The sequence below is a fragment of the Arthrobacter sp. TRD_SC_6 genome (assembly GCF_055361185.1).
On the sequence record NZ_CM143953.1, the window covers coordinates 1,306,926 to 1,332,096 of the forward strand.

Below are 25,171 nucleotides of genomic sequence, written 5' to 3' on the forward strand. Positions count from 1 at the left end.
AAGTCAGCGGGTGATCAGTCTGGCCGCCAGAATGGCCACTGGAAGAAGTATCCAGGGGTGCTGGACAGCCAAAGCGGTGGTGGCATCGAACGGAGATACTTTGGTGGCGTCACCCGAACCATCGAATGACGCGCCGGCCGTGTCGCCCACTGCACCCGCAGGAACGGGGGCGCCGGCAGGGACCAGATCGCCGGAGCCCGGGAGCGCGGTCTCCTCAGTGTTCAGGACCCCACCCGGGACCTTGTCACAGACAATCATCGCGTTTTCCGAGTCGGCCCAGGCGTTCATGAACAGATCGATGGGTACTTCCGACAGATCCCCACCCGGCGACCCGGGATCTGAGAGAAGGATGGTGCCGCGTTCGGTATCAATCCCCGTCACCACCACGGCATGGTCCGGCACATTGTCTTCCGAGGCCTCACCGGTCCAGATTTCTCCGCTATCGATGAAAAGGATGACGTTATAGCCGGCTTCGAGGTCAGATGCCAACGATTCGAGATCACCGAACTGATACTGGGCGGGCACCCCAGCCTGGTTGAGGATTTCGACTCCTTTTTCAAACGGAATTCCGGGGATTCCGTCCTCTCCGACCACGAATGCGCCGATCTCGTTTGCGATTTCCACGAACGCCATTTCGTCTTCATAGAAGACACCCGTGTACTCCGAAACGATCTGGGCGATGCTTGCCGGCAGGCAGAAGCCGTTTTGTGCCTGCTGGAACCAATACTGCGAGTCTTCCAGGGGGTCCCCGATGAGCCGGCCCTCTTCGACGGTCCAGGCGTCTCCGTCCAGAGTGGGGTCGGTTCCGTCCACGGAGGGGTCGCTCACTGTTTCCTCGGGGGAACCATCAACTGGGAAGGTGAGGTCAAGCGCCGCCACTAGCTCCGGGAAACTGCTTTCGAGTTCGTCGTGGGAGATCCATTGCGGGTTTGATGTGTCGTCTGCCGGGGACACGAGGTAACCGCCCTCGCTCTCGGTGACGAGAATGTCAGCGGCGCCGTCGGCGTTGGTGTCAATGTACGCGGCATCTGCGGTTGCGTCGGCATCCGAGTCCACTGCCACAAAGGAAATGGCCGCATCAATTTGCACGAAGATGCTGTCTGTCACACCATCTTCATTCAAATCCAGTAGCTCAGGTTCGACGGTGTCGGATTCCACCGGCTGGGAGGGATTCTCCTCAAGGGGAGCGGAATCCTCGGTCAACGGGTCAGGGCTGGTTTCCATGGTCTTCTCCTTTGGAGGGATGATGACCGTTAGAGCTGCTGTGGCCGTGAATAGTTCCCGTTACTCTCCATGTAATTTCGTCAGGCTTGCGTCTACCGCGGCGAGCTGATTTTCGACAAGCCGTACCTCCCGTCTCAGACCGTCGATCCTCTGCTGGCTAGCCTGCGCGGACTGTTGTTGCTGGGCCTGGCGCTCACGGAGGAGTTGCTGAACCCTGGTTAGTGATTCCTGAAGCTGTACGCGATAAGAGGTGACCAGTTCGGGCTTGAGCGTGCGTATCCGGGTATCCACGTAGTCGGAAATTATTGCGCGCTCAGCCTGAGACAACCGGGGAATCTCACTTTGCATCCGTGATTTTTCAAGCATGTTGTGGCGGTACAACTTGTTTACGGCGAACCATCCACCCGCGCCGAGCACAGCCAGCGGCACTGCGATCGGGGAGGAAACGGCTCCGGCCACCACGGCACTGCCGCTAAGCAGCCCGGCGGCCGCCCCGCCCATGCTGGCCCCCATCATCAACGAGATCGCCATGGATGGGTCGAAACCGACGCGCTGCCTATCACTGCTCAGTTGGTGCTTGTGTTCAGGGCGCGAGCTTGAACTGAGCACTTCGCCGAGAACCTCAGGGAGACTGACATCCCGGAAGCTGGCTCGAACAAGGTTTTGCAGCCGTTCCTCCGCGTCCGTAACTGCAGTACCCCGAATAGTTTGTAATTCGGCAAATATTTGATTGGTCAATTGTTGCGCTGTTTTTGCGTCCCGCAGACCCTTGGTTGACTGGATCCTGTTCCTCCACTCATTCGTCCAGGAATCAAGGCTTGCGCCGACGGTCCGCAATACGCTGGCCCTGAGCTCCCCCAGATCCCGTTCGAGGTCCAAGGTCCACCGTTGTTGCTCTTCTTTCAGATCGGCCAGCCGCTGGCGTTCAGTTCGCATGGCAACTTCGGCGCCCGGGTCCATCCCAACCGTCGTTATTCTGGTCAGTACCGATTGGCGGTATAGCTCAAGAGCTGTCCGTGCCAGCCGGAGGGCATTTGCTGTGGGCGCGTTTCCGGCACGAACCAGTTCACGTTTGAGCGCTTTCAGCAGTTCGGGATATCCGGATGCCTCTGCGACGGCACGGCTTTGCGCCGCATTCCCGATTTCCGCCGCTGCCACTGCCATCGGGACCGACACGCCGGTCACGCAGCCGCCGGCGAGTCGGGCAAGCCGCTTTTCCAGGAGGGAGATGTTGCCGGCAACGGTTTGTCTCCATGAACCCGGGTAGAGATCCGTCTTTGTTACAGCGACAGCGATGGCTTCCACCCGGGCCGAGCACTCCTCCAAATAGTCCAATTCGGCTTTCGAAAGTACTGCGCCGGCGTCGGTGACGAAAACAGCGATGGATGCCGACTCCAAAATCTTCAAGTTAAGGAGGGATTGTGCGCTTTCAAGCCCGCCTGCGCTGGGGGCGTCCACCAAGAGGGCGTCGTCAAGCGCGCAGGAGCGCGCGTGAACCTCCACGCCGATGGGGTGCATGCCCTCATTTTGGGTCGGGGAGCGAGATCCATCGGGATAAACCCATACCGGCACGTCGTCGTCACTCTTCCGCGGGATGACTAGCCGGTACAACCCGGTCCCGCCCGGTTGCCGATCCGTACCGGCGAAGCAAGGTGCTATAAGGTTGACCAGACTGCTTTTTCCTTTACCGCTTTCACCGACAAACACAGCTACGGGCGGTCCAGTGCCCCTGGTGGCCTGTTTCATGATGGTGTCGGCGGCAACCGAGTATCCGGCCTGTCGAAGCATCCGCGTCGATGCGGCTAATTCAGCCATTGCCGCGTTCGAAACGGACAACTGCCGGAGCTCAGCTTCCATAGCCATCGTCAGGCTCGGAGTCCCAGGAAGGGGTCTCGCCGTCCCCCCTGGTATGACCGGTTTCACCATCAGGGGGGCTCTCTTCGAGGCCGGGAACAGCGGACCCATAAAGGGAGGCGCCGGGATCCACGAAGCCATCTTCGTCTTCCGAAAATGGCTGCGTCAGCGGATTATCAAGCGTGTCTGGTTCCACCTCGGACCGAGCAGCTTCAAGCGCCCGGAGCCACACGGCATCAGGCGGTCCGTCGGGGACCATCAGCAGGTCCTTGAGGGACGGTTCGGAGTTTTGCTGACTCATTTCGGGATCCTCGATAAGAAGCTTTTCAGTGACTCGTGGCGGGTTTATAGTGACTCTACTGGTCGGTGCCGGGCGGTGCGTCGATCGGAATATCCGGAAGGGCGCTATGGAAAGGTTCCCTGCCCAGGCTGAGCTCCTTGAGGCGGCAATCAAGGGAGACGCGCAGGCTTTTGAGGCACTGGTTACCCGTCATAAATCCATGATCTGGTCCGTGTGCCTGCGGATCACCGGAAACACTTATGACGCCGAAGACGCGCTTCAGGACACTCTCCTTGCCGCGTGGAAGAACATTGGTCGGTTCCGCGCCGAGGCAGGTTTTGGTACCTGGATATACCGGATAGCGTCCAATGCTGCGCTTGGGGTGATCAGGAAAAGAGAGATTGCAACGGCGGAGATCCCGGAAGACTTGAATGTGGACCGGGACTTCGCCGAACAGCTTGCGGCATCGGATGTGGTTCAGCGGGCGTTGAAGACGATTCCCGAGAGTTTCAGGGCCGCGCTTGTACTGCGGGAACTGTGTGACTTCACCTACGCCCAGATAGCAGAGCACCAAGGGGTCGGGGTGCCTACCGTGAAAAGCCGTATCAGCCGCGCGCGGCGTGCTTTGGAGTCTGCGGCCGTAGCTGATGGTATATAGCCCGTTCATGCCCGTCTCCTAAACCGATACGCCGGAACGAATCAAGAAAGTCCTGGCTATGACACGCGCGGCCTGGGCTTCCGCTCCGCTGGCAGCTGCCCCGACCATCGCTTGGTATAGGGCTGCCTTCGAGAGGTTGCTGGCAGCAGTACCCGGGTCCACAGGGTTCTCAGGCGCTCCAGTCAACAAACTTTCCAGAACGCCGATGAGCTGGTGTTGTGGGGCAGTGGCACGGAGTAACTCGAGGGCGGACCATTCGTTCAGTTGGTGGAATATCGGCGCGTGCCGGGCGGATTCGATCATCGACCGGGCGTCTGCGGACCAATTCTGCCTCCGCGCAGATTCGGTCAATTGATTGAGTATCGTCAGGATCAGCATCCGTTCCACGGTTCCGGAGAGGATCCGCTGCAGCGTTTTCTCCAATTGGTTCAGCCCCGACCGACTTTCGAGCCACTTCATCAAGCCGACAGAGGAACGCGAGTAGAACCTGCCCTGACGTATTCCATATGCGCCAATCAGCTGCGTAAGCCTTGCAAAGCTTTCCGGTTTGGTACCGGCCGGGTAACCGAATTGCTCAGGGAATCGCAGCTGATGGTCGGCAGCACCCTGCAGCGCGCGCAGGTTCCGTAAGTCCTCCTCCTGGAAGGCACCCGTTCGCACGGTTTCGGCCAGCAGGCCGGAAATCGGCACGACGTCGACGAGCAAGTGCATGCGTGCAGATAGTGCGGATGCCGCCTGGACAGCAGCGTCAACTGGCTCCGCGTTCAGCCAAGGTCCACCGCTGAAATTGTCGGCGTGAGAAAGCAGGCCCACTATAGGCACGGATACTGTCCCATGTATGCCTGAGCTGCGGGCGGTGAAGCTGCTGATGAACTCCTCATCATCGGGACGGAACACATCCCGCACCAAATAAAGGAGTACATCAGGCTTGGCGGCACCCCCCGTGAGTAAGCCAACTTCGGTCCGCAAGGAATTCTCGGTCGCCGCCGAACCCAGACCAGGCGTGTCCACAATGGTTTTTGTGCGCAGGCCGGCGGATTGCAGGAATATGCGCACGCACTCACAATCCTCAACAGCGAGATCCGGGAGTAGCGGTCCGGTCGGTGTCAAGGGAACCGGTGTGGTTCGGCCTGAACGGGAGACGACTTCAGCGCGGGACGGAGACCCGTAAGCGTAGTAGGAGAGAAGTGCAGTGCTTTCCTGCGCCGACGTCGGCGCCATGGTCGCTCCAATCAAAGCATTGACCAAAGTCGATTTCCCAGTATTGACGCGCCCGGCCACCGCTACCACTGCTGGGCGGGTGAGAAGTTCGCGGAGGCCTGCGATAGTCTCGGCGCCAGCGAGTCCGGCAAGCGGATGAAGCTTTTCCAGTAAACATAGCGTCGCTGAGCGCAGGTCCGTCCGTTCCGTTCCAAGGGCAGCCATCGGTATTTTCACAGTTCCTCATCGTGGGGGCCGTTTCCCATTGGATGCCGGCCGCAACCGAAAGGTTCCCAGTGAGTTCTTCTCTTCTCCCCGGGAACATTCCCGCAGGTTCAAAGCTCTAATGAACAAACACAAAACAGGAAGCGCTCGCTTCCACCTATGAAGGAGACAACCATGGCCTGGGAAAACTATTCGTTCACGGACAACAACGCGGACGGACTGGGCGACGTTGGTGCTGCAGATCTCAATGGCGATGGTGTCGCGGACTCGTATGCGATCGATACGAACTATGACGGGTACGTTGATACCTACCAGAATGATGCCAACGGTGATGGGTATTTTGAGGGAATCGGTTATGACCAAAATCAGGATGGTCTGGCAGACTCCGTTGCAGTCGATACTGACCTTGATGGTGTGGTGGATAGCACGGTCTATGACATTGACCAGAATGGAATTGGCGAATCGATCACACTGGATGCAGACCGCGATGGCATTCAGGAGACGGTCTGGAACGATCACAACCAGGACGGCCAAATTGACAGCTATGCATCGCCGGGCACGGGCTTCGTGGAGACGCCGTGGGATCAAGTTCCGGTGGGGTATGACGGAACTGTCGGCGGACCAAACAATGGGGGATTCGCCGGTCCACTCCTGAACAACGAAGTGATCATGAGCAGCCCCGAAGGTGTCGACCTCGTCAATCATCTGATAGACAGCAACAACCGCATGATCACCAACATCCTGCTGCCTGACGGGTTTGAAATTGTAGAGCGCGAGTACTGACCTGTTGATTGGCGCGGATGGGGAGGAACGCAGCGACGTTCCTCCCCATCCTCGCGTCTGAGACCTTTGGGATACCGGACACAGCCACGCGCCTGCGCTCTCGTCGCCCTTCTGGAGGCTACCTCGGGAGGGCAGCCGGAACCTTGCCCGCGCAGAGGTGCCGCTCATACGCGGGGAGGGTGAGGAACTCGGGGAAGGTCTCGCCGAGCGCCACCTCTTCGAAGAGCTGCCGGGCCTCGTCGAAGCGGTCCTCATCGAAGCGGGGGAGGCGCATGAACTCCTCCTCCAGCAGCTCTGCCACCCACTCGCGGGTCACAATCTCGCCGCGGTCGGTGACTGCGTGCACGTGTATCCACTGCCAGATCTGCGACCTCGAAATTTCCGCTGTTGCGGCGTCCTCCATCAGGTTCTTCAGCGTTACCGCACCGTTCCCGCGCAACCACGTCTCGAGGTAGCGGATGCCCACCTCAATGTTCGTGCGGATACCGGCCTCCGTGATGAGACCCTGCGTTCCCGTGAGGTCGATCAGCGCGCGGTCATCGGGTACGACGTCGGTGCGCTGCCGGTCGAGCTGGTTGGGCCGGTCCCCGAGAACGACGTCGAACACCGCCCGCGCGACCGGCACCAGGTCCGGGTGGGCAACCCAGGAGCCGTCGAAGCCATCGCCGGCCTCGCGCATCTTGTCCGTGTGGACCTTCTCGAGCGCGACGGCGTTCGCTGCCTCATCGCGCCGGTTGGGGATGAATGCCGACATGCCGCCGATGGCGTGGGCGCCGCGCTTGTGGCAGACGCTCACCAGCTGTTCCGTGTAGGTGCGCATGAACGGCGCGGTCATGGTGACCATGGTGCGGTCCGGCAGCACAAACCGGGGACCGCGCAACCTGAAGTTCTTGATGATCGAGAAGATGTAGTCCCACCGGCCGGCATTCAGGCCGGATGAGTGCTCGCGCAGTTCGTAGAGAATCTCCTCCATTTCGAAGGCAGCGGTGATGGTTTCGATCAGCACGGTTGCGCGGATGGTTCCCCGCGGAATGCCGAGGAGTTCCTGCGCCCGGACGAAGACGTCGTTCCAGAGCCGTGCCTCGAGGTGGTTCTCAAGCTTGGGCAGGTAGAAGTAGGGCCCGCGACCCTGCGTGATGAGCGTGCGGGCGTTGTGGAAGAAGTGCAGTCCGAAGTCCAGGATCCCGCCGGAAATCGGCTGCCCGTCCACCAGCAGGTGCCGCTCCGGCAGGTGCCAGCCCCGGGGACGCACGACGACGGTGGGCAGGTTCTGCCCCAGCCGGTACTCCCGGCCGTCCTCGGTGGTGAAGTCGATGCGCCGGTTCAGTGCGTCCTGGAGGTTCAGCTGAGCGTTGATGACGTTCGACCACGTGGGGGTCAGCGAATCCTCAAGGTCGGCAAGCCACACGTTGGCGCTTGAGTTCAACGCGTTGATGGTCATCTTCCGCTCGAGGGGCCCGGTGATCTCCACCCGGCGGTCCTCCAGGCCGGGGGCTGGCGGCGCAACCCGCCAGCCGCCGTCGTTCCTGATGTGTTCCGTGTGGGGCAGGAAACTCGGGTCCACGCCGCGGGCGATCTGGTTGCGGGTCTCCCTGCGGCGCTGCAGCAGCTCCTGGCGGCGGGGCTCCGCAACGGCATGGAGCTCGCTGAGGAAGCTGAGCGCTTCCGGGGTAAGGACCTCGTCCTGGCGGGGGATTGGTTGCGAAGTGAGGGTGATGCCTTGGGTGTTCATGGGGTGCTCCTGCGTGAAGTTGCATCGACTCAGCAGAAATCGCTACTTTCTCGCGAGCTTCCTGTTATTTCTGCTGACTCGATGGGGAGGAAATAGGTTTTTAGTGGAACTGCTGGGCTTCGGTGGAGCCAGCGAGGGCGAGGGTGCTGCCAGAAGGGTTGAGGGCGCTGGCCACCTGGTCGAAGTAGCCGGTACCGACCTCGCGCTGGTGGCGGGTGGCGGTGTAGCCGCGGGATTCGGCGTCGAACTCGCGCTCCTGCAGGTCCACATATGCGGTCATACCGTCGGTGGCGTAGCCGTGGGCGAGGTCGAACATCGAGTAATTCAGCGCGTGGAACCCGGCGAGGGTGATGAACTGGAACGTGTACCCCATGGCGCCGAGCTCCCGCTGGAACTTCGCGATGGTTGCGTCGTCGAGGTGCTTGCGCCAGTTGAACGACGGTGAGCAGTTGTAGGCGAGCATCTGGTCGGGGAACTCGGTCTTGACCGCTTCCGCGAACTGCCGGGCAAGCTCAAGGTCCGGCTTACCCGTCTCCATCCAGATCAGGTCCGCGTACGGAGCGTAGGCGTGGGCCCGGGCAATGCAGGGCTCGACGCCGTTGCGAACCTCGTAGAAACCCTCGGGGGTGCGCCCACCGGTCAGGAACGGGCGGTCGCGCTCGTCGACGTCGGACGTGAGCAGCGTGGCCGCCTCGGCATCCGTACGGGCAACAATCACCGACGGTGCGCCGGCGACGTCGGACGCAAGCCTTGCCGCGTTCAGCGTGCGCACGTGCTGCTGGGTGGGAATGAGGACCTTGCCGCCGAGATGACCGCACTTCTTTTCCGAAGCGAGTTGGTCCTCCCAGTGCACCCCCGCTGCGCCCGCGGCAATCATGGACTTCATCAGCTCGAATGCGTTGAGCGGGCCACCAAACCCGGCCTCGGCATCCGCAACAATCGGCACAAACCAGTCCTCCACAGACTGGATACCTTCCGCCCACTCGATCTGGTCAGCCCGCTGCAGCGCGTTGTTGATTCGCCGCACCACCTGCGGAACCGAGTTGGCCGGGTACAGCGACTGGTCCGGGTACGTCTGCCCCGACAGGTTGGCATCAGCGGCCACCTGCCAGCCGGACAGGTAGATGGCATGCAGGCCCGCCTTCACCTGCTGCACCGCCTGATTACCGGTGAGTGCGCCGAGTGCGTGGGTGTACTCGCCGCTGCTGGCCTGGGATGTGAGCTGCTGCCAGAGCTTCTCGGAACCGCGGCGGGCAAGTGTGTGCTCTTCCTGCACGCGTCCGCGGAGGCGTACGACGTCGGCAGCTGAGTAATCACGCTGGACACCTTCCCAGCGTGGATCTGCCGCCCACTCGAGCTCGAGCTCGCGTGCGGCTTCTGTGTGGTTGGTGTTCTCCTGCGACATTGCGGTTCTCCTTCCAGAGGGCTCATCGCCCGGTGTGGAATCAACAATCCGGCAGTTTGTGGCATTGAAGTAGAAAAAGTTATGGAAAGAATCGCAATTCTTCGCGTATCGTCAAGAAATGACGACTTCCAGTTGGAATCGGACCCGGACACCCGATGCCCCCACTGCCGCCGAAGGCCAGGATGCCATCAGCCTCGGCCGGCGCCTTCGCCACCTCCGCAAGAGCCGGCGCATGACGCTCGATGAGCTTGGCGCCGTCGTCGGCACCGCGCCATCGCAGCTCTCGCTGATGGAAAACGGCAAGCGCGAGCCGCGGCTCGGCATGCTGCAGTCCCTTGCGAAGGCGCTCGGGGTGAGCGTGGACCAGCTACTCGGAGACGAACCGCCAACGCGGCGTGCCGCCCTTGAGATCGCGCTCGAACGCGCCCAGCGGGGGCCGCTCTACGAATCGCTTGGGCTGCCGAAGGTCCGGACATCCGCCAGGCTGCCGCTGGAGGCGCTTGAGGCGCTCGTTGGCCTCCAGGCCGAACTGGACCGCCGGATGAACGAGCAGGTCGCCACACCGGAGGAAGCACGCCGGGCCAACGCTGAACTCCGCGGCATCATGCGGCGGCAGAACAACTATTTCCCGGACATCGAGGCTGAAGCGCAGCAGGTTCTCTCTGCGGTAGGACACACCAGCGGGCCGCTCTCGCAGCACCTCATCGCCGACATCGCAGCCCACCTGGGGTTCAGCCTGCACCACGTCAGCGACCTGCCGCACTCCACCCGCTCGGTGACGGACCTCAAGAACCGGCGCATCTACCTCACCCATTCTCAGCGGATGGACCACGATCCCCGGTCCGTGCTGCTGCAGGCGCTGGGACACTACGTCCTCAAGCACGGGACGCCCGAGAACTACCGCGAGTTCCTGCGCCAGCGGGTGGCCACCAACTACTTTGCGGCCGCGTTGCTGCTCCCTGAAAAGGCCACTGTCGAGTTCCTGCAGGCCGCGAAGGCCGCCAAGGAGATCGCGGTCGAGGATGTCCGGGACGCCTTCGCCGTCTCCTACGAAACCGCCGCGCATCGCTTCACCAATCTCGCAACACAGCACCTGGGGATTCCCACCCACTTCCAGAAGACCCATCAGAGCGGGATCATCTACAAGGCCTACGAGAATGACGGCGTTGCGTTCCCCCAGGACCACACCGGCGCAATCGAGGGCCAGCCATCCTGCAGGAAGTGGACGTCGCGGGTGGTGTTCGACGTCCCGGACAAGTTCTCCGCCTACAGCCAGTACACAGACACACCAAGCGGCACGTACTGGTGCACCGCGCGCACTGAGCGTGCCGCAGCCGGCGAATTCTCGCTCAGCGTCGGGGTGCCCTACGCTCACGTGAAATGGTTCCGCGGCCGGGAGACCACAATCCGTGGGGAGTCCCGCTGCCCGGACGAATCGTGCTGCAAGCTGCCGCCGTCGTCGTTGGCGCAGGAATGGTCAGGGTTCGCCTGGCCCAGCGCCCGCGCGCACTCACACCTGCTGGCGGCCATGCCGCCCGGCGCCTTCCCCGGCGTTGACGAGACCGAGGTCTACGCCTTCCTCCAGGCGCACTCGGGCTAGTCTGGGTCCACACCGACAGGAGCACCATGCTTTTCGCCAATGACACTGAAGACGGCCTGCGCGGCGCCGCTGCGCTGGTGAACACCGACGACGACGACGGCGAGCTCCTGCCCGACGTCGCCGCCCTCGCCGAGTTCGCCCGCGAGTGGAACTGGTCCGGGAACCTGGCGCTGGATGAGGCGGAACTGAGTGCCGTGCGGGCACTGCGGCCGCGGCTGCGGGTGCTGTGGCACAGCGACGAGGACGGCGTGGTGGACCTAGTCAACTCCTTGCTCCTCGAGTTCGAGGCCCTGCCGCAACTGGTCCGCCACGATGAGTTGGGCTATCACATCCACGCCACATCGCTGGAGGCTCCGTTGTCCGCTCGGATGGCAGTGGAGGCGGCGATGGCATTCGTGGACCTGGTGCGGAGCGGGGAACTGGGCCGGCTGCGGATCTGTGCTTCCCCGGACTGCAGCAACGTGGTGGTGGACCTGTCGAAGAACAGGTCGAGGCGCTTCTGCGAGTCCGGTTGCGGGAACCGGGCTGCCGTGGCGGCGTACCGGGCACGGCAGCGGGCTTCAGCCTGAGACCTTAAATGTTTCTGCCCGCCGGGCCTTTCGGCTCAGCGGGCAGAAACGTTATTCAGTTATCTGGAAACGCGATGGTTACGGGTTGCAGCCGCCGTTTTCCTCCTGGTAGTCCAGCAGACGGACCATGAAAGCAGCCATTGCGTCACGCGCCACAGGCCGCAGTGACTTGTACTCTCCATCAGGCCAGCCGGTGGTGATGCCGGTGGTCTTCATCCACGAGATCTCGCGATGGAAGAGGCTGTCTTCCGGCACATCGGTGTACGGGGCCTCATTGGGCGCAACGTACTCTTCCGCATCAGCAATGTTGCAGTACAGGCCGGAGAACCGGTTCATGAACGCAGCCATCGCATCGCGGTTGACGGGTGCCAGTCCGCGGTAGGTGAACGTACCGTTTGCTTCTTCCCAGCCCGTCGACAGGCCGGTGGCCTGCATCCAGGCAATCTCCTTATAGAAGAGATTGTCGGTCCGCACATCAGTGAACGGCGACTGGGCCGGTTCAGCGAAGTGCGGTTCACCTGCGAGACGGTACAGGAATGCGGCCATGGCATCGCGCCGGACGTTATCGAACGGCCGGTAAGTGCCGTCAAGGAAGCCCGTGGTGATACCGAGGTCAGCGATCTGGTTGATCTCGGGCTCAAACGGGGTTCGGCTGGTGTCGGGGAACCGGAGCGCCCCTACCTCAGTCGGTACAACCTCATCCCTGACGCCGCTTGCGTTGTGGTGGTGCAGCAACAGTACATCCGCATTCATGACACCAAGCTCGCGGTGTACGTTCAGCGATGCACCGTCCTGATCAGCGAACACAAAGCCGTCTACGCCGGCGCCCTCGAACCACAGGTCCGGGTTCGTGAGGTTGAACGGAATCCATCCGGTTTCATCCACGGGGCCAGCGATGTCGCCTTCTTCATTCACGTTGAAGCCGCTGGTGGTGTAGACGTTGTACTGGATTGGATCGTCGATACCGAGGTCAAAACCCAGATCCGCCAGCGGCAGGGGAAGAGTGACCACGTTGGTGTCGAAGGTGTTGGCATCGATCGAGCCGTCGACTCCGTTGGCGAAGTAAAGGTTTTCGCCGGGAGTCACGGTGCCGTCATCAGCAACGCTGAGCAGCTCGAACAGGATCATGTCCAGTCCATCTACGCGCACCGACTGAAGAACAAAGTCGGTGGTGTCATCATTGTCCACGTCGAGATCGATGTTGACACCAAGTGAACCAGCGAGCGTTCCCCAGTTTTCCCAGGTCGCGATACCGATGTTCAGGAGGCCTTCCTCGGGCTCGCCGCCGGCCGCTACAACCCCGGGAACCGTTGAGGCAGCGCCTACGGACCTGAGGTCAATCGCGGACAGTGAGTCCAGTGGTAGGTCCTGACGGCGCGGGCTTTCGAGACCGAGAACAAATGGCGACACGAGGGAGGTGTACGCGGTCGGCGTACCGAACGCTCCGCCCTGGGCCAGATCGCGGCCCGTCAGCGTGAGCAACTCTTCCGTGTCAGAACCGTTGAGGTACGTCAGTTTAGGATCGCCCGACATCTCGGAGGTGGGCTTCGGTGCTGCGTAAACCGGAACGCGCAGGGTGTTGGTTTCACTGGTGAGTTCCACACGTCCGGAGACGTCAGCCAGGAACTGGCGTGCAACGCCCAGCTGCACTTCCTCTGCGGCCGGATCAATGGTCTTAGCCAGCTCAGCCGGATTGATTGTCATGTTGACTGCAAGCTCAACAGTCGAGTTGCCGGGCACCTCAACGCTTTCTGCGCCAAGGGACACGTTCACGCCCGGCATGGTGCTCGCCGGGAGGTACTCGGTGTTGAAGACCTGTGTGTCGTCCGACAGGTTCTGTACGGAAATCTGGCGGGTGGCCGTCAGATTGTCAGCGCCCATCTCGATGACACCGAAGTTGACCGACACGAGTGTCTGGTCTTCCGAGTCATAAGCGAGTGCGGTTGCTTCCAGCGCGTTCAGCGCGTCGACTCGCCCGGAGCCCGTGCGGTTGGGTGCGTATTCGACATCACCGCCGGATTCAACGGTCACGTCAGTGGTCGCCGTGTTCATGATGACGTTCTTGACCTGGTACGCGTTGAGGTTCGTCTCGGCGTAAACGAGCGCTGCGATACCCGCTACATTCGGTGCCGCCATGGACGTGCCGGTCTTGACTGACGCTCCATCTCCGGTACCAACTGCAACTGACCCGATGAGTGTGCCGGGAGCAGCAACGTCGGGCTTGACCACTCCGTTGGATCCGTGAACGCCACGCGAAGAGCTGGCATTCAGGGTGTCCTGAGCGTTGGAGCCGCCGGTAGCCGCAGCGATGTACTCGGGTGCCAGCTGGATCTCCAGAGTGCCTTCTGCTGCAAACGGGCGGAGAGCCTCGGAGGACTCGCGGTTGAACTGCACACCGGGGATGGTTGCGTTACCGGCGATGCCAGCGTCGAAAACGTCGCGCGGTGAGTCAAGGACAACACCAGCACCACCCGCATTCTGGACGTTGTTGAAGCGAACGCCGGATCCACAGGGGAACGCCCCGTCCTCTTCCCACTGCAGCCAAACCCACTCGCCGTCGAATGTGCCCTCAGGGAAGGCATTGCAGCCGAAGCGGTTGGACTCATCAGCCATAACCACGCGCCCGTTGAGCTCATCTTCGGTGGCCGTTGTATAGCTGTCGAAGTTGACGCTGTACTGGCCTTCTGCTGTGGTTCCAGCCACTTCCGCCGGCGCGAGTACGTCCACCAGATCCAGCGTGATCTGCGATCCAATACTGTTCGCGACAGTCAGGGCCGACTTGGCGCTACCGGGGGTGCCACCAATGTCGTAGATGTCGCCGTCATTTCCGGAGGAAACGACCGAGAGCACGCCCTGCGAGGTCAGGTTGTTGACAATGTCCACCTCGGGGTCATCCGGGATCGGGAAGTTCGATCCAAGAGACATGTTCACAACGTGAGAACGGTCGCCGAAGTTGCCGTCATTGTTCGGATCAAGGACGCGGTCCAGGGCCTCGCCTACAACAAGGCTGGACCCGCCGCAACCGAAGACGCGCATCGACACAAGCTGCGCTTCGGGCGCCGTGCCCGGCCCGATTCGCATTGCGTTCACATCCTCCGCGTCCAGGGAAGCGTAATCACCCGTGAACGTGCTTCCGTCAGCGTTGACGCCGTACCCCGCAGCGGTTCCCGCGACGTGGGAGCCGTGGCTCTGGCAGTCGATTGGGTTGGGGTCTGGATCCGGTGTGCTTGTCTCAGCGGAGCTGGCGTCGTAGGCATCACCTACTAAGTCCCAACCGCCTACGTACTTGGCTTCGTCATACCAGGCGGGGTTAGGAGCGCTCTCCTGTGCTGCGGGCGAAGACGCTTCGTCAAACGTTGCAATGTCACCGGGACCACCGAAACCGGCGTGGGTGTAGTCAATGCCGGTGTCGAGGACGGCGATGGTCACGCCATTGCCGGTCTGACCCAAGTCACCCGCCCAGGAGTTGAGGGCGCGGGTATCGATAACGCCACCCTTGTTAGTTGGCACCTTTGGCACCAGCCTGCTGATTTTCACCACATCCGGCCGTTTGGCCAGTTCCCGGATGGCCGCAGCATCGCCGCTGATAGCCACGCCTGGAATGGTGTTGGTGGTGGTGTACAGAGCTGTTCCGGACGCCGCGGCGGTGACCTCCTCGGCCTTCGCCTCAATCCCGGCACGGATGGTGGCGACCCGATCCGGAGCGGCGACCGGCGCCTGGATCCCGCGTCGGACCTCAAGCGGCTGCGTTTGCTCGAAAGCGCCCTTGCCTTCGAACTGAATATAGACCGCAACAACGCCTGAAGCGGATGCGAGGCTATCTGAGACCTTCAAGCCTGGCGGTACTGCTTGGAAAGCGAGGCCTTCGGCTGTAGGAGCAACTTCCGGTGCTTCATTGGCCGAAGCAGGCGCCCACATACTCGAAGCCAGAACAAGACCGGTTAGCGATGCCAACACAGCCTTTCCTGGACCCCAGCGGTGTAACTTGGTCATGCTTCTCCTTAGTAAGGATCAGTCTTGGCCGCTCCGCCGAGTTCTATTGTTAGTCCCCTGCAGCACTGCCGGCACGGCCGAGACCTTGTGAGTGATTTCCCTTGTTGCAGTGGGTGCCAGCAGCCGTATGGAGCCGCTGCCGACTCCATACGTTTACTAGCCTTATGTGTGCAGCATCACAAGTCAACGGGTCCGACATAGTTTCCTTAGCGAATCATGAAAATTGTCTTGGAGACCGCTGTGCTCGACTCGAGTAGTGCGGCAGTCACGTCACGTGCGTCAGCGAGCCTGAACGCTGCCTCGATGGCTTCCCTGCCACACGGCGTCGAACGGTGCGTTGGACGAAACCCGGTTCCTGATGCCCGCGGTGACAAAAACCTTGGCCGTCTGCGCCGCCTCCAGTGGCGACGCGCCCTTGGCCAACTCGGCGGTGATGGCCGCGGCCAACGTGCAACCGGCACCGCTCACGGCGACGTTCCCCACCTTTGGCGAGGCGAGAATGTCCATGGTGTCGCCGTCGTAATAGACGTCGACGGCGTCATCGCCCTCCAACCGCACACCCCCCTTGGCGAGCACGACGGCGCCACTCACCTCATGTATGCGCCGCGCCGCCTCCTGGAGGTCCTGAACCGAGCGGATGGTGATTCCGGAGAGGGACTCGGCCTCGAAGTGGTTCGGAGTGACGAACGTTGCGAGGGGAAGAATGTTGGTTTTCAGGGCTTGGTCGGTGTCCAGCGCGGCTCCCGGTTCCTGGCCCTTGCAGATCAGCACCGGGTCCAGTAAGACGTTCTGCCACTGCTGGGACTTGAGGGCGGTTGCGACGGCGTCGATGGTCTGCGGAGTCCCGAGCATGCCAATTTTGACGGTCTGCACGTTGTGGCAGGACTGGATGGCTTCGAGCTGGTCAGCGATCACCTGCGCATCCACGGGCACGAACCGGTGGTTCCAGTTGTCCTTCGGGTCGAACGAGACGATGCAGGTGAGCGCGGCAATGCCGTAGGTGCCGAGTTCCTGGAACGTTTTGAGGTCGACCTGGGCTCCGGCACCCCCGGTAGCCTCGGAACCCGCGATGGTCAGGGTGATTGCTGGTGCTTCAGTAGCCATGGGACAAGTTTGCCCGACGGTACTGAGGCCGCGCCAACCTTGAGGTTCGGGTTGGTTTCACCATTGGCGTTACCTCGGCTTACCGCTGGCTTTGCCGCGACGCGACCTTGACCAGCCGCTTGACCCAGCGCTTGGCGGTCCGGAGAGTTGGGTGCCCCTCAAGCAGCTCGGCGACCTCGGACATCAGCGGCCGCGTGTTGTTGGAACTGGCCATTCGCCGGTGCATGGCGTTGATTTCGCCCTGCAGCCAGTCGTTGTGCGAGGTGAGGTCTCCGATGGCGAGCTCGTTATTCGCGTTCAACCGTGCGGCCGTTGCGCTCTCGGCAGACTCGATGGCGAACATGGGAGAACGGGGCACGATACTCGCTTCAGGTGGTCCGGCGGGAAGACCCCGCAGGGCGTCGGCAACGCTATCCCACCAGGAGTCTTGGGTTGCACGCAGAGCTGGGCGCTGATCGCGAAGGTGCGCGGCAAGACGCTCACGGTCCCTCAGCACTGACTCGACCCACTGCACGTCCCCGTCTCCGGCGAGGTGGCGCAGGGACCGAAGAAGATGTCCGGCGCCCCAGTGGTCGAGCGCTCCGCCGAGCCTTACTTCACCGTAGTAGTCCACAGCCACTGGTAGCACCGGGACAGCGGCGGCGAGGGCAAAGACGACGGGGTGGTAGCGGCTGCTGATGACGAGCTCAGCGCCGGCGGTAAGGCCCGCAATCTCCATCGCCGTTCCCTGCGGGTGTACCTGGATGTTCACTGCCCGCGAGAGCCGGGCAATTGCCGTATGACACTCCACATCGCCGTCGGGCGCACCAAGAGTGGAAACGTGAGGAAGCAGTAGAACGGGCAGTTGCAGCTGCGCGGACGCCAGGTCCAATAGCCGGGCCATGTGCCGGTGGTAGTCGTCCCGGGGCATTGCCCCGGACCACGGGGCGAACGTAGCCGCAATGTATCGGGCGGGGATATCAACGGCGTGAGTATGTCCCAGGTTCTCGATACGGGTGATTTGCGGACTGTCGCCTGTGCCGTTGCCGAAGCTGTCATCTGTGCCGTCGCCGAAGAAGGAGGCGTCATCGAGTACGGGCGAGGCCTCGACGTTAAGTGAGGACAAGAGATCCAGCGTATGCCTTTCGCGTGCGCCGACCACTGTGCACAACCGGAGCGCTTCCGCGAGCTCGATTCCGTCCGCCTCGGTGAGCACCGGTCCAACAGTCTGTCCTGTCACGAGAACGTTCAGGCCCATTGCCCGCGCTATCCGGATGGCCGCGATGCGTTCGAAGAGTAGGCCCCCACACTGCGACGTGAGGTTGCCGCCCCCCGCGACGATCAGCGTCTGGCAGCCGTCGAGGATCGCGTGCCACGCGCGTACAAGTTCAGCGGCGGCCTCCGACGTCCCGCTGCCTTCCAGATGCGCCTTTACTTCCTGCAGGAGTTGGTGGCGCTCGTACGCGTTCCACGGGACGTCCGGCCGCTTGGCTGCGGGATACCCAAACAATCGCGCGGATTCTTCGACGTTGCAGGTCAGGAGGACGAAGTTGTTGAGACCCCGTTTCTGCAGTTCACTGATGCACGCATGCGCCATTGCTTCATCGCCCACGTGGTACTGGCCCTGGCCAAGATCGCCGAGCACCGCAATCTTCTCCGTCTCTCCATTCGCGGCCGGCGATGAAGGCATGGCAGCGTCCGGCACGAGCTCCAGAGACTGCCCGGCGTCGTTCATTCGGGTCAGCCGGTCCCTGAGGCGACGACGAATTGAGCGTGCAACCCGCAGCGGAAGAGGCATCGACGTGGCATGGACCATATGGCGGAGCTGCTCGAGTTCGTGGAGGACTCCCGTGATCTGCCCAGTGACGTGACTGATCGTTTCATCCTGGCTTCGCTGCACCTCATCAAGGCGCTGGTGAAGGCGGTCCGCTTCGACGACAAGCAGCTCCCGCTGGTAGAGCAGGGGGCCCAGCCCAAACTCACGTACGTGCTCGCGTAAGAGGCGATCGCGCACTTTGAGGGAGTACAAATGGTGCTGATCGAGCGTCGCGATGACGCTGTTCGCCTCGCTGTCCTTCGAGGACCGACGCTGGTTCCAAAAGGCGAGAGGACGCCCCTTGATGAGCCCAATCTCATGGTGAACCAGGAAACGGAGGTGGAAATCCCAGTCCCCCACCACAGGCAGATCCTCGGCGAATCCGCCAAGCTCGCTGTAAACGTCGCGACGGAACAGGAACGAAATCGGAACGAAGCGATTGTAGTGAAGGGAATCTATAAGGGTGATCTGGCGCATCTGTGGCTCGAAAGTGACGCGTTCCTCCACCTCACGACCAGCGGAAGTGAGCCTCTCAAAGACGATCTCTGTTTCGACAGTCACGCCCCCCTGCTCAGGGTGCTGGTCCAGATGCGCCACCGTGGTGGCCAGGAACTCGGGGTCCCACTCGTCATCGTCGTCGTGGATTGCAATGAACTCGGACTGCACTGCCGCGATGGCCTGATTGGAGGCGGCCTCCATGCCACGGCTGGCATCGTTATCCAACCTGGTCAACCTGTGCTCGAATGAAGCGGCACGAGGCGAGAGTGCTTCATCCACCTGGGCGGGGCTGCCGCCGTCATTGATCAGGACGGCATGCCAGTCCGTGAACGTTTGACCCAGCACGCTGTCCAGCGCCCGACCAAGGAGCCGACCGCGGTCTTTGGTGCGTATGACGATGGCGACGCGGGGCTGCAAGATTGGGTCCTCCTGTGTTAGTTCAAGGACGGCTTGGGGTCTGAAAAAGGTGCATCTGCTGGCCGGCAAAGGAGCTCTGAGCTGATGCGGAACCCGCCCTCATGGTTCAAATGGTCCGTATAGATAGTGCCACATGCCGGGAAGGGCCCCGCTGACTGCGTCGAATTAGGAGCGGCCGGTCAGACTGCCTCCTCGCCCGGCGCATGGCGCTGGTTGGTGGGGTTGACGGTAACGAGCTTCCAGACGCTGGCCCGCCCGACGGCGGAAGAGAGCAGCCAGGGGTCCCTACGCGAGCTTGCGAGTGCGGGGAGGGCGGCGAACGCTAATAGAGAATGGATTCGGGATTCGCTGACCATGGGACAATTGATGACGCCCGGGGGCAGCCGGGCATAAGTGCTAATACAGCGGGCCCGGACGGGCTGCGCGAACCACTAAGAATGAGAACAATGACTCAACTGCAGGAACATGCCCGCGCCCGTTACGCGACCGTAGGCAGCGCAAACTTCTCGATCATGCTGGCGGTGCTCGCCGTCGTCGTACTGTTGTCGAACATCGGGGCGTCGAAGGGCGTGGTGATCGGTCCGATCATCGGCGACTTCAGCATCATCACCGACGGCGGGTTCTTCCTCTTCCCGCTTGCGTACATCCTTGGCGACGTGATCAGCGAGGTGTATGGGTTCAAGGCTGCGCGGCTCGGGATCATCGTGACGTTTGTGCTGTCAGCGTTTGCGTCACTGGCGTATGGGATCATCATCGCGTTGCCCGGGTTTGACGACGAGTTTGGTGTCGCCAAGCAGGGTGCGCTTGAACTGGCGCTTGGGCCGGTGCCGCTCATTGTGCTTGCGTCGCTGCTGGGGTTCCTGGTGGGCCAGACCCTGAACTCGCTGGTGCTGGTGCGGATGAAGGCACGCTTCGGTGAGCGGAGCCTGGTCGCGCGCCTGATCGCCTCGACCGGCGTTGGTGAATTTGCCGATACGCTGATTTTCTGTACCATTGCGGCGTCGGTCATCGGGATTACGGACTTCCCGACGTTCCTGAATTACCTCTTCTTCGGGTTCGTGTACAAGACCCTGGTCGAGGTGCTGATGCTTCCAATTACGACGACGGCGATCCGCTGGGTGAAGCGCCGGGAGCCCTCCTACGCGGGCTGACGATCGGCTCCGGCCCGAATCAACGGATCCGTTGTTTTCCCGCAAACACAGGTGCTTGGATGAGCCCTTGCCGAAAATAGCTGCCGCGGGTTAGGTGCAGGAGCGGGGCGCGGGGTGACGGGACGGGCTCAGCCACGGGACGACGCGTAGTACCGCCCCAGCACCTCCGCCTTCAGGTCGAAGTAGGTGCCGTCCTCGATGGCGGCGCGGGCGTCGTCAACCATCCGGATCACGAACCGCTCGTTGTGGATGGAGATCAACGTTGCCGAAATCATTTCCTTCGCCTTGAACAGGTGGTGGATGTACGCCCGCGTGTAGTGGGTGCACGTGTAGCAGTCACAACCCTCCATGAGCGGCGTGAAGTCGCGTTTGAACCGGGCGTTCGAGAGGTTCCACCGTCCGTCCGGCACGTAAAAGGCCGAGTTGCGGGCCACACGGGTGGGGGAGACGCAGTCGAAGGTGTCGGCGCCGTTCTCGATTCCGGTAAACAGGTCATCCGGCTCCGAGATGCCGAGCAGGTGCCGCGGCTTGTCCTCGGGCAGTTCGTCAGCGCACCAACCCAGGATGGTGCCCAGGTTCTCCTTCTCGAGGGCACCGCCAACGCCGAACCCGTCGAAATTCATCGAGCCAAGATCCCGTGAAGCCTTGCGCCGCAGGTCCTCATACTGGGCACCCTGAATCACGCCGAACAGCGCCTGGTACGGCTTGTCGGCCCGCACCTCGGTGAGCCGCTCGTGTTCAGTGATGCACCGCTCAGCCCACAGCCGCGTGCGTTCCAGCGATTCTTCCTGGTATCCGCGCGAATTCATCAGCGTTGTCAGCTCGTCGAATGCGAACATGACGTCGGCGCCGAGCTGGTGCTGGACCTGCATCGAGATTTCCGGGGTAAACCGGTGCCGGTCACCGTTGAGGTGCGAGACGAACCACACGCCGTCGTCGTCGATGTGGGCCAACCGTTCCTTGCCGACGGCTACGTGGTCGTCCTGTCCCGCATGCTCGGACGCGGCAGCCGAGTCCATGGTGATGACCTTCTTGAATCCGGACCCGAGGCTCATCACCTGGAACCCGCCCGAATCCGTGAAGGTCGGCCCGGCCCAGTTCATGAACTTCCCAAGACCTCCGGCCTCATCCAGCACGTCCGCGCCGGGCTGCAGGTAGAGGTGGTAGGCGTTCGCGAGCAGCGCCTGGGCGCCGGCTTCCTTCATGGATTCCGGCAGTACCGCCTTGACCGTGGCCTTGGTCCCGACGGCGATGAACGCGGGCGTCTGAATCTCACCGTGCGGCGTGGTGATGGAACCGGTCCGCCCGTGCAGGCCGTCAGCCGCGGGCACCGTTTCGCTGAGGCGCTTGCGGACGGAGAAGGAGAAATCTGATTGTGGCATCAGCTCATTCTGCCAGCAGCACGGTGGCGAACTGACGGGAACGGCGCCGGGGCAGCCCCAACGAGACGAACGACGACGGCGGGACGGCCGGGGCTGGCGGCCTACAGCCCCGAAGTGAGGAGCGGCTCCGCGGACGGGTACGCGGATGCGCGGAAGGATTCCCAGCTATCCCAGATGGTGTGCAGGTCCCGGGCGCCGAGGCCATACGTGGTCACGATCGCCAGACTCGAACCACCCTGATCGGCAAGGATCACGAGGCCGTCGCCGTGTTCGCTGTACTCGGCAACAGTCAACCCGAGCTGGTTCTCCGTCCGGAACCACACCTCACCTGTCAGTGTGTGCCCATTGGGGAGGTCGAGCGAATACGAATCCCCGGCCTGCTGGAGCTGGTCCGCGTTCAACCGCGCGATGATCGGCTCAGACGATTCTCCGGAGAAAAATGCAGTATGGCGAGAGGCGGACGGATGGCGCTCCAACGCGAAGCGCAGCTGCTGCAGGAACGTGACCCACCCTTCGGTGATCTCCTCGACATACTCGGGGGAACCACCGCGCTCGATGGTTAGCACCGTGCCGTCGGAGACCGGCTCGAGGCGGAACGTGTCACCGCCGTCGACAGTCAGGAAGGTGTGGTCGGGGCCTTCGACAACGCTCTTCGCGAAGAAGATCGAGCGGATCTCCTCGTCCAGTCCTTCTGCCTCCCACCCGTGCCACTGGCGGATGAGCCGCGGTTCCCGCAGCATCGACCACACTTGACGGGCATCAGCGTTGATGTGGACGCTAAGCGGGTTGGCGCTGGGAACAGGAGTATTTCGCCCATGCCCCTCGGTGCTGGACTGCCGGAAGGAGCTTCCTGCGTCGGTCATGTGCGCCACTTTACTCCGGGGCGGGGCCCCTATCCAGAGGTAGAAATACGGGTGCCCAAGGCTCGGATTGCAAGCAGTTCGCGTCCGATTCTCCGGTCTAGGACCTCAGCGCCGAGCGTCTCGGATCCGCCGTGAGCGCGCAGGTAAAGCAACACCGACAGGCGCAGCCCGCGCCAGTCCTTTTCGACGGCGGGATCCCCGGCAGCACGCGCAATCTCCCTGTCGTAAAGGTTGGGTTCGTTCAGTTGACGCTGCCTCACAGCGGCAGCAAGCTTCGCTCTGAGCGGGTCCGTTTCGGCGTCGTCGGCAGTACGAAGCGAGGCTGTGTAGGCGTGGGCGCGGGAGGTGTCACCGTCGTCGTGCGTGAGGTGGGCGGCAAGCGCCAGGCATGCCTCGATGAGGTTCCAACGGCCGAAGTTGCCGTCGAAGGGCTGGTCGGTCAGGAGGTCGCAGACTTTCAGGGCGCTGGGGGCGTCCGCGAGGTCGACGTAGAGGGTGAGTGCGAGGTCGCGGATATCCTGGAGGTTGCTGCCGGACTTGAGGTTCACGCCTTTGGTGAGTCGATCGGCGAGTTCGCGAACGCGGGCGCTCTCTGGGTGCACAGCCGCCACATGGGCGATCAGGGCCTCGGGGGAACCCTCATCGGCACTGCCCGGCAGCTCATCCGGTGCTTCGACCTGCACCTTGGACCCGGCAGCGATCCGGAGAGTGCCACCACCGCGGAGCATCGCGACGACGACGGCGGGCACACCGAAGTCGTCAGGTTCGACGACGGCGTCCAGCACTTCGGAGGTGCGTTCGCCGTCCGGCAGGAGCAGCTTCCGCCCGGCAGTCAAAGCCTCGGCTGCAAGCGGTTGCAGCCGGATGGCGCTCTGGCTGTCGATCATCGAAGAAACCCCTACCTCACTCTGCCAAGGACCCCCCGATTATATAAAGAAACGGTAACGGGGTTAGCGCGCCCAGCCCGCGTACGCGAGTGCCTGCCGCAGAAGGCTGTCCCGACCACCGGAGAACTCGGCGCTCACGCTTGGGCTCAAAGCTTCATCCGGCGTGAGCCACGTCAGTTCGAGGGCATCCTGCCGAGGGTCACACTCGCCCGTGACCGGGATGAGGTAGGCGAGCGCGACGGCGTGCTGCCGGTCATCCGTCAGCCCGGTTTCCGACGGCGACGGGAAGTACTCAGCGATGGTGAACGGCACCGGACACGGCGGAAGCTGGGGGAGTGCGAACGGCCCCAGATCCTTTTCCAGGTGCCGCAACAGTGCCGCACGGATAGTCTCCCTGTACATCACACGGCCCGACACAAACGTGCGGACCATTTCACCCTGGTCGCTGGCCTGCAGCAGCAGCCCTACCTCGGTGACGTATCCCAGGGAATCGCACCGCACGGGGATGGCTTCCACATAGACCATGGGGAGCCGGCGGCGTGCCTCATAAAGATCGTCTTCGTTGAGCCACCCTGGGTTTGGGTCTGGAGTGCGCAGGTTCATACCTTCTGTTTTATAGCAGACCGGGCACTATGCAGTCCTGACTCGCTGCACTTTGGCCACGGGCTGAATCCGGCATCACGGACTCAGCCGCGGACTCAGCCTGCGGCGTGGTCCTCATACCCGTAGTGATCTTCCTGCCATTCGTTGACCCAGATCTCGCCGCCATCGGGATTGGGAAGGCGCAAGGACCGCCCATAATTCTCATCGATCAGGTTCGCTGCGATTCCCTGTCCCAGCAGCCGCTGCTGGAGTACCTCGACGTTGCCGTCGTACTCGAAGGCGAGCTCCGCGCCGTCGTCGTCTGCCTGGTGAACGGCCAGATGCCCGCCGTTCTTTGCGGTGAAGTCGGTCCAGGATCCGGCGTGGGAGCTCAGGCGCTTCCTCGCGCCGATGTCGGTGAGAACCTTCTCCGCCGCGGGGACATCCGGTGTGTACCAGATGGGCATGACGGACAGGCCTTCCGACGCAGGCTGCGGGTCGGAGAGGGTCCCGTATGCGAGGAACGTGCGACCGCCCGGTGCGGTGACCTGTGCGGCCGGTCCGTCGTTGGTGTCGATGACGACGGCGGCAGTCCCACCGTCCGCAGTACGGCGCGCAAACTCAGTCACCGAACCGACCTCGAAGTTGAGGCTCACCTCGTGCTCGTCAGCGATGTGGACGGCGACCCGCCCGCTGTCAGCGGCGAATACCTTCCAGCCGTCAGCGTCCTCAACCAGCTCCAGGCCAAGGGCGGTGAGCAGTTTCGAAAGGGCGTCGAAATGAGGGGTGAAAATGATTGGCCGAACTCTCAGCATTACTTCTCCTCCACATAGTTACGAAGCACCTTCTCGACCAGGGCGGAAAGGCTCTCACCCTCATCGATGCTTTTGTGCTTCACCGCACGGACGAGGTCCTGCGGCAGATAGACATTGAACTGGACCTTCGGCTCCGATGGCATGCCTAGAATGC

21 protein-coding genes are annotated in these 25,171 nt (G+C 62.3%); 5 read left to right on the forward strand and 16 right to left on the reverse strand.

What is annotated here, in order from left to right; genetic code table 11:
* Positions 1–3 precede the first annotated feature (3 nt).
* The 3 genes from ACWA1U_RS06470 to ACWA1U_RS06480 are packed head-to-tail and all read right to left on the reverse strand — an operon-like array spanning position 4 to position 3,379.
* Positions 4–1,224, reverse strand: a complete 1,221-nt coding sequence (locus ACWA1U_RS06470; protein ID WP_463724519.1) for a cysteine peptidase family C39 domain-containing protein — start codon at positions 1,222–1,224, stop codon at positions 4–6.
* Between the two features lie 60 nt (positions 1,225–1,284).
* Positions 1,285–3,081: a P-loop NTPase family protein gene (locus tag ACWA1U_RS06475; protein WP_463724520.1), complete on the reverse strand. Its 1,797-nt coding sequence runs from the start codon at positions 3,079–3,081 to the stop codon at positions 1,285–1,287.
* A complete protein-coding gene (locus ACWA1U_RS06480; protein ID WP_463724521.1) occupies positions 3,071–3,379 on the reverse strand; it encodes a hypothetical protein in 309 nt (102 codons plus the stop codon). The genes ACWA1U_RS06475 and ACWA1U_RS06480 overlap by 11 nt, the downstream gene beginning before the upstream one ends.
* A gap of 106 nt (positions 3,380–3,485) precedes the next feature.
* Here ACWA1U_RS06480 and ACWA1U_RS06485 point away from each other — a divergent pair, with 106 nt between their 5' ends.
* Positions 3,486–4,016, forward strand: a complete 531-nt coding sequence (locus ACWA1U_RS06485; protein WP_463724522.1) for an RNA polymerase sigma factor — start codon at positions 3,486–3,488, stop codon at positions 4,014–4,016.
* Positions 4,017–4,034: 18 nt separating this feature from the next.
* Here ACWA1U_RS06485 and ACWA1U_RS06490 read toward each other — a convergent pair whose 3' ends face one another.
* Complete coding sequence (locus ACWA1U_RS06490; protein ID WP_463724523.1) at positions 4,035–5,441, reverse strand: GTPase; 1,407 nt, start codon at positions 5,439–5,441, stop codon at positions 4,035–4,037.
* Between the two features lie 174 nt (positions 5,442–5,615).
* Here ACWA1U_RS06490 and ACWA1U_RS06495 point away from each other — a divergent pair, with 174 nt between their 5' ends.
* Positions 5,616–6,224 carry a hypothetical protein gene (locus tag ACWA1U_RS06495; protein ID WP_463724524.1) on the forward strand — a complete coding sequence of 203 codons (609 nt, stop codon included), beginning with the start codon at positions 5,616–5,618 and terminating at the stop codon, positions 6,222–6,224.
* Positions 6,225–6,342: 118 nt separating this feature from the next.
* Here ACWA1U_RS06495 and aceB read toward each other — a convergent pair whose 3' ends face one another.
* Positions 6,343–7,956 (reverse strand): malate synthase A, encoded by a 1,614-nt coding sequence (gene aceB / locus ACWA1U_RS06500; protein ID WP_463724525.1) that lies wholly within the window; start codon positions 7,954–7,956, stop codon positions 6,343–6,345.
* A gap of 100 nt (positions 7,957–8,056) precedes the next feature.
* On the reverse strand, positions 8,057–9,361 hold the full coding sequence (gene aceA / locus ACWA1U_RS06505) for an isocitrate lyase (protein ID WP_463724526.1): 1,305 nt from the start codon (positions 9,359–9,361) through the stop codon (positions 8,057–8,059).
* A gap of 118 nt (positions 9,362–9,479) precedes the next feature.
* Between aceA and ACWA1U_RS06510 the strand changes: the two genes are divergently transcribed.
* Together ACWA1U_RS06510 and ACWA1U_RS06515 are read left to right on the forward strand one after the other, a co-directional pair.
* Positions 9,480–10,961: a helix-turn-helix domain-containing protein gene (locus ACWA1U_RS06510; RefSeq protein WP_463724527.1), complete on the forward strand. Its 1,482-nt coding sequence runs from the start codon at positions 9,480–9,482 to the stop codon at positions 10,959–10,961.
* Positions 10,962–10,987: 26 nt separating this feature from the next.
* A complete protein-coding gene (locus tag ACWA1U_RS06515) occupies positions 10,988–11,530 on the forward strand; it encodes a CGNR zinc finger domain-containing protein (RefSeq protein WP_463724528.1) in 543 nt (180 codons plus the stop codon).
* 78 nt (positions 11,531–11,608) lie between these two features.
* On the opposite strand, the gene ACWA1U_RS06520 is transcribed toward ACWA1U_RS06515, so the two are convergent.
* The 4 genes from ACWA1U_RS06520 to ACWA1U_RS06535 form a co-directional block, all read right to left on the reverse strand.
* On the reverse strand, positions 11,609–15,523 hold the full coding sequence (locus ACWA1U_RS06520) for a S8 family peptidase (RefSeq protein ID WP_463724529.1): 3,915 nt from the start codon (positions 15,521–15,523) through the stop codon (positions 11,609–11,611).
* Between the two features lie 279 nt (positions 15,524–15,802).
* Positions 15,803–16,627 carry a bifunctional hydroxymethylpyrimidine kinase/phosphomethylpyrimidine kinase gene (gene thiD / locus ACWA1U_RS06525; RefSeq protein WP_463724530.1) on the reverse strand — a complete coding sequence of 275 codons (825 nt, stop codon included), beginning with the start codon at positions 16,625–16,627 and terminating at the stop codon, positions 15,803–15,805.
* A 79-nt stretch (positions 16,628–16,706) separates the two neighbouring features.
* On the reverse strand, positions 16,707–19,337 hold the full coding sequence (locus tag ACWA1U_RS06530) for a polysaccharide pyruvyl transferase family protein (protein WP_463724531.1): 2,631 nt from the start codon (positions 19,335–19,337) through the stop codon (positions 16,707–16,709).
* Between the two features lie 179 nt (positions 19,338–19,516).
* Positions 19,517–19,693: a hypothetical protein gene (locus ACWA1U_RS06535; RefSeq protein ID WP_463724532.1), complete on the reverse strand. Its 177-nt coding sequence runs from the start codon at positions 19,691–19,693 to the stop codon at positions 19,517–19,519.
* A 90-nt stretch (positions 19,694–19,783) separates the two neighbouring features.
* Here ACWA1U_RS06535 and ACWA1U_RS06540 point away from each other — a divergent pair, with 90 nt between their 5' ends.
* Positions 19,784–20,488: a queuosine precursor transporter gene (locus ACWA1U_RS06540; protein WP_463724533.1), complete on the forward strand. Its 705-nt coding sequence runs from the start codon at positions 19,784–19,786 to the stop codon at positions 20,486–20,488.
* A 128-nt stretch (positions 20,489–20,616) separates the two neighbouring features.
* Here the strand turns inward: ACWA1U_RS06540 and tgt are convergent, their stop codons facing one another.
* The 6 genes from tgt to ACWA1U_RS06570 form a co-directional block, all read right to left on the reverse strand.
* Positions 20,617–21,870 carry a tRNA guanosine(34) transglycosylase Tgt gene (gene tgt / locus ACWA1U_RS06545; RefSeq protein ID WP_463724534.1) on the reverse strand — a complete coding sequence of 418 codons (1,254 nt, stop codon included), beginning with the start codon at positions 21,868–21,870 and terminating at the stop codon, positions 20,617–20,619.
* 101 nt (positions 21,871–21,971) lie between these two features.
* A complete protein-coding gene (locus ACWA1U_RS06550; RefSeq protein WP_463724535.1) occupies positions 21,972–22,733 on the reverse strand; it encodes an SRPBCC family protein in 762 nt (253 codons plus the stop codon).
* Between the two features lie 29 nt (positions 22,734–22,762).
* Entirely contained in the window at positions 22,763–23,620 is an 858-nt protein-coding gene (locus ACWA1U_RS06555; protein ID WP_463724536.1) for a DUF6707 family protein, read from the reverse strand.
* 63 nt (positions 23,621–23,683) lie between these two features.
* Complete coding sequence (locus tag ACWA1U_RS06560) at positions 23,684–24,223, reverse strand: NUDIX hydrolase family protein (protein WP_463724537.1); 540 nt, start codon at positions 24,221–24,223, stop codon at positions 23,684–23,686.
* 95 nt (positions 24,224–24,318) lie between these two features.
* Positions 24,319–25,017 carry a VOC family protein gene (locus tag ACWA1U_RS06565; protein ID WP_463724538.1) on the reverse strand — a complete coding sequence of 233 codons (699 nt, stop codon included), beginning with the start codon at positions 25,015–25,017 and terminating at the stop codon, positions 24,319–24,321.
* Entirely contained in the window at positions 25,017–25,160 is a 144-nt protein-coding gene (locus ACWA1U_RS06570; RefSeq protein ID WP_463724539.1) for a ribbon-helix-helix domain-containing protein, read from the reverse strand. The genes ACWA1U_RS06565 and ACWA1U_RS06570 overlap by 1 nt, the downstream gene beginning before the upstream one ends.
* Positions 25,161–25,171: the final 11 nt, after the last annotated feature.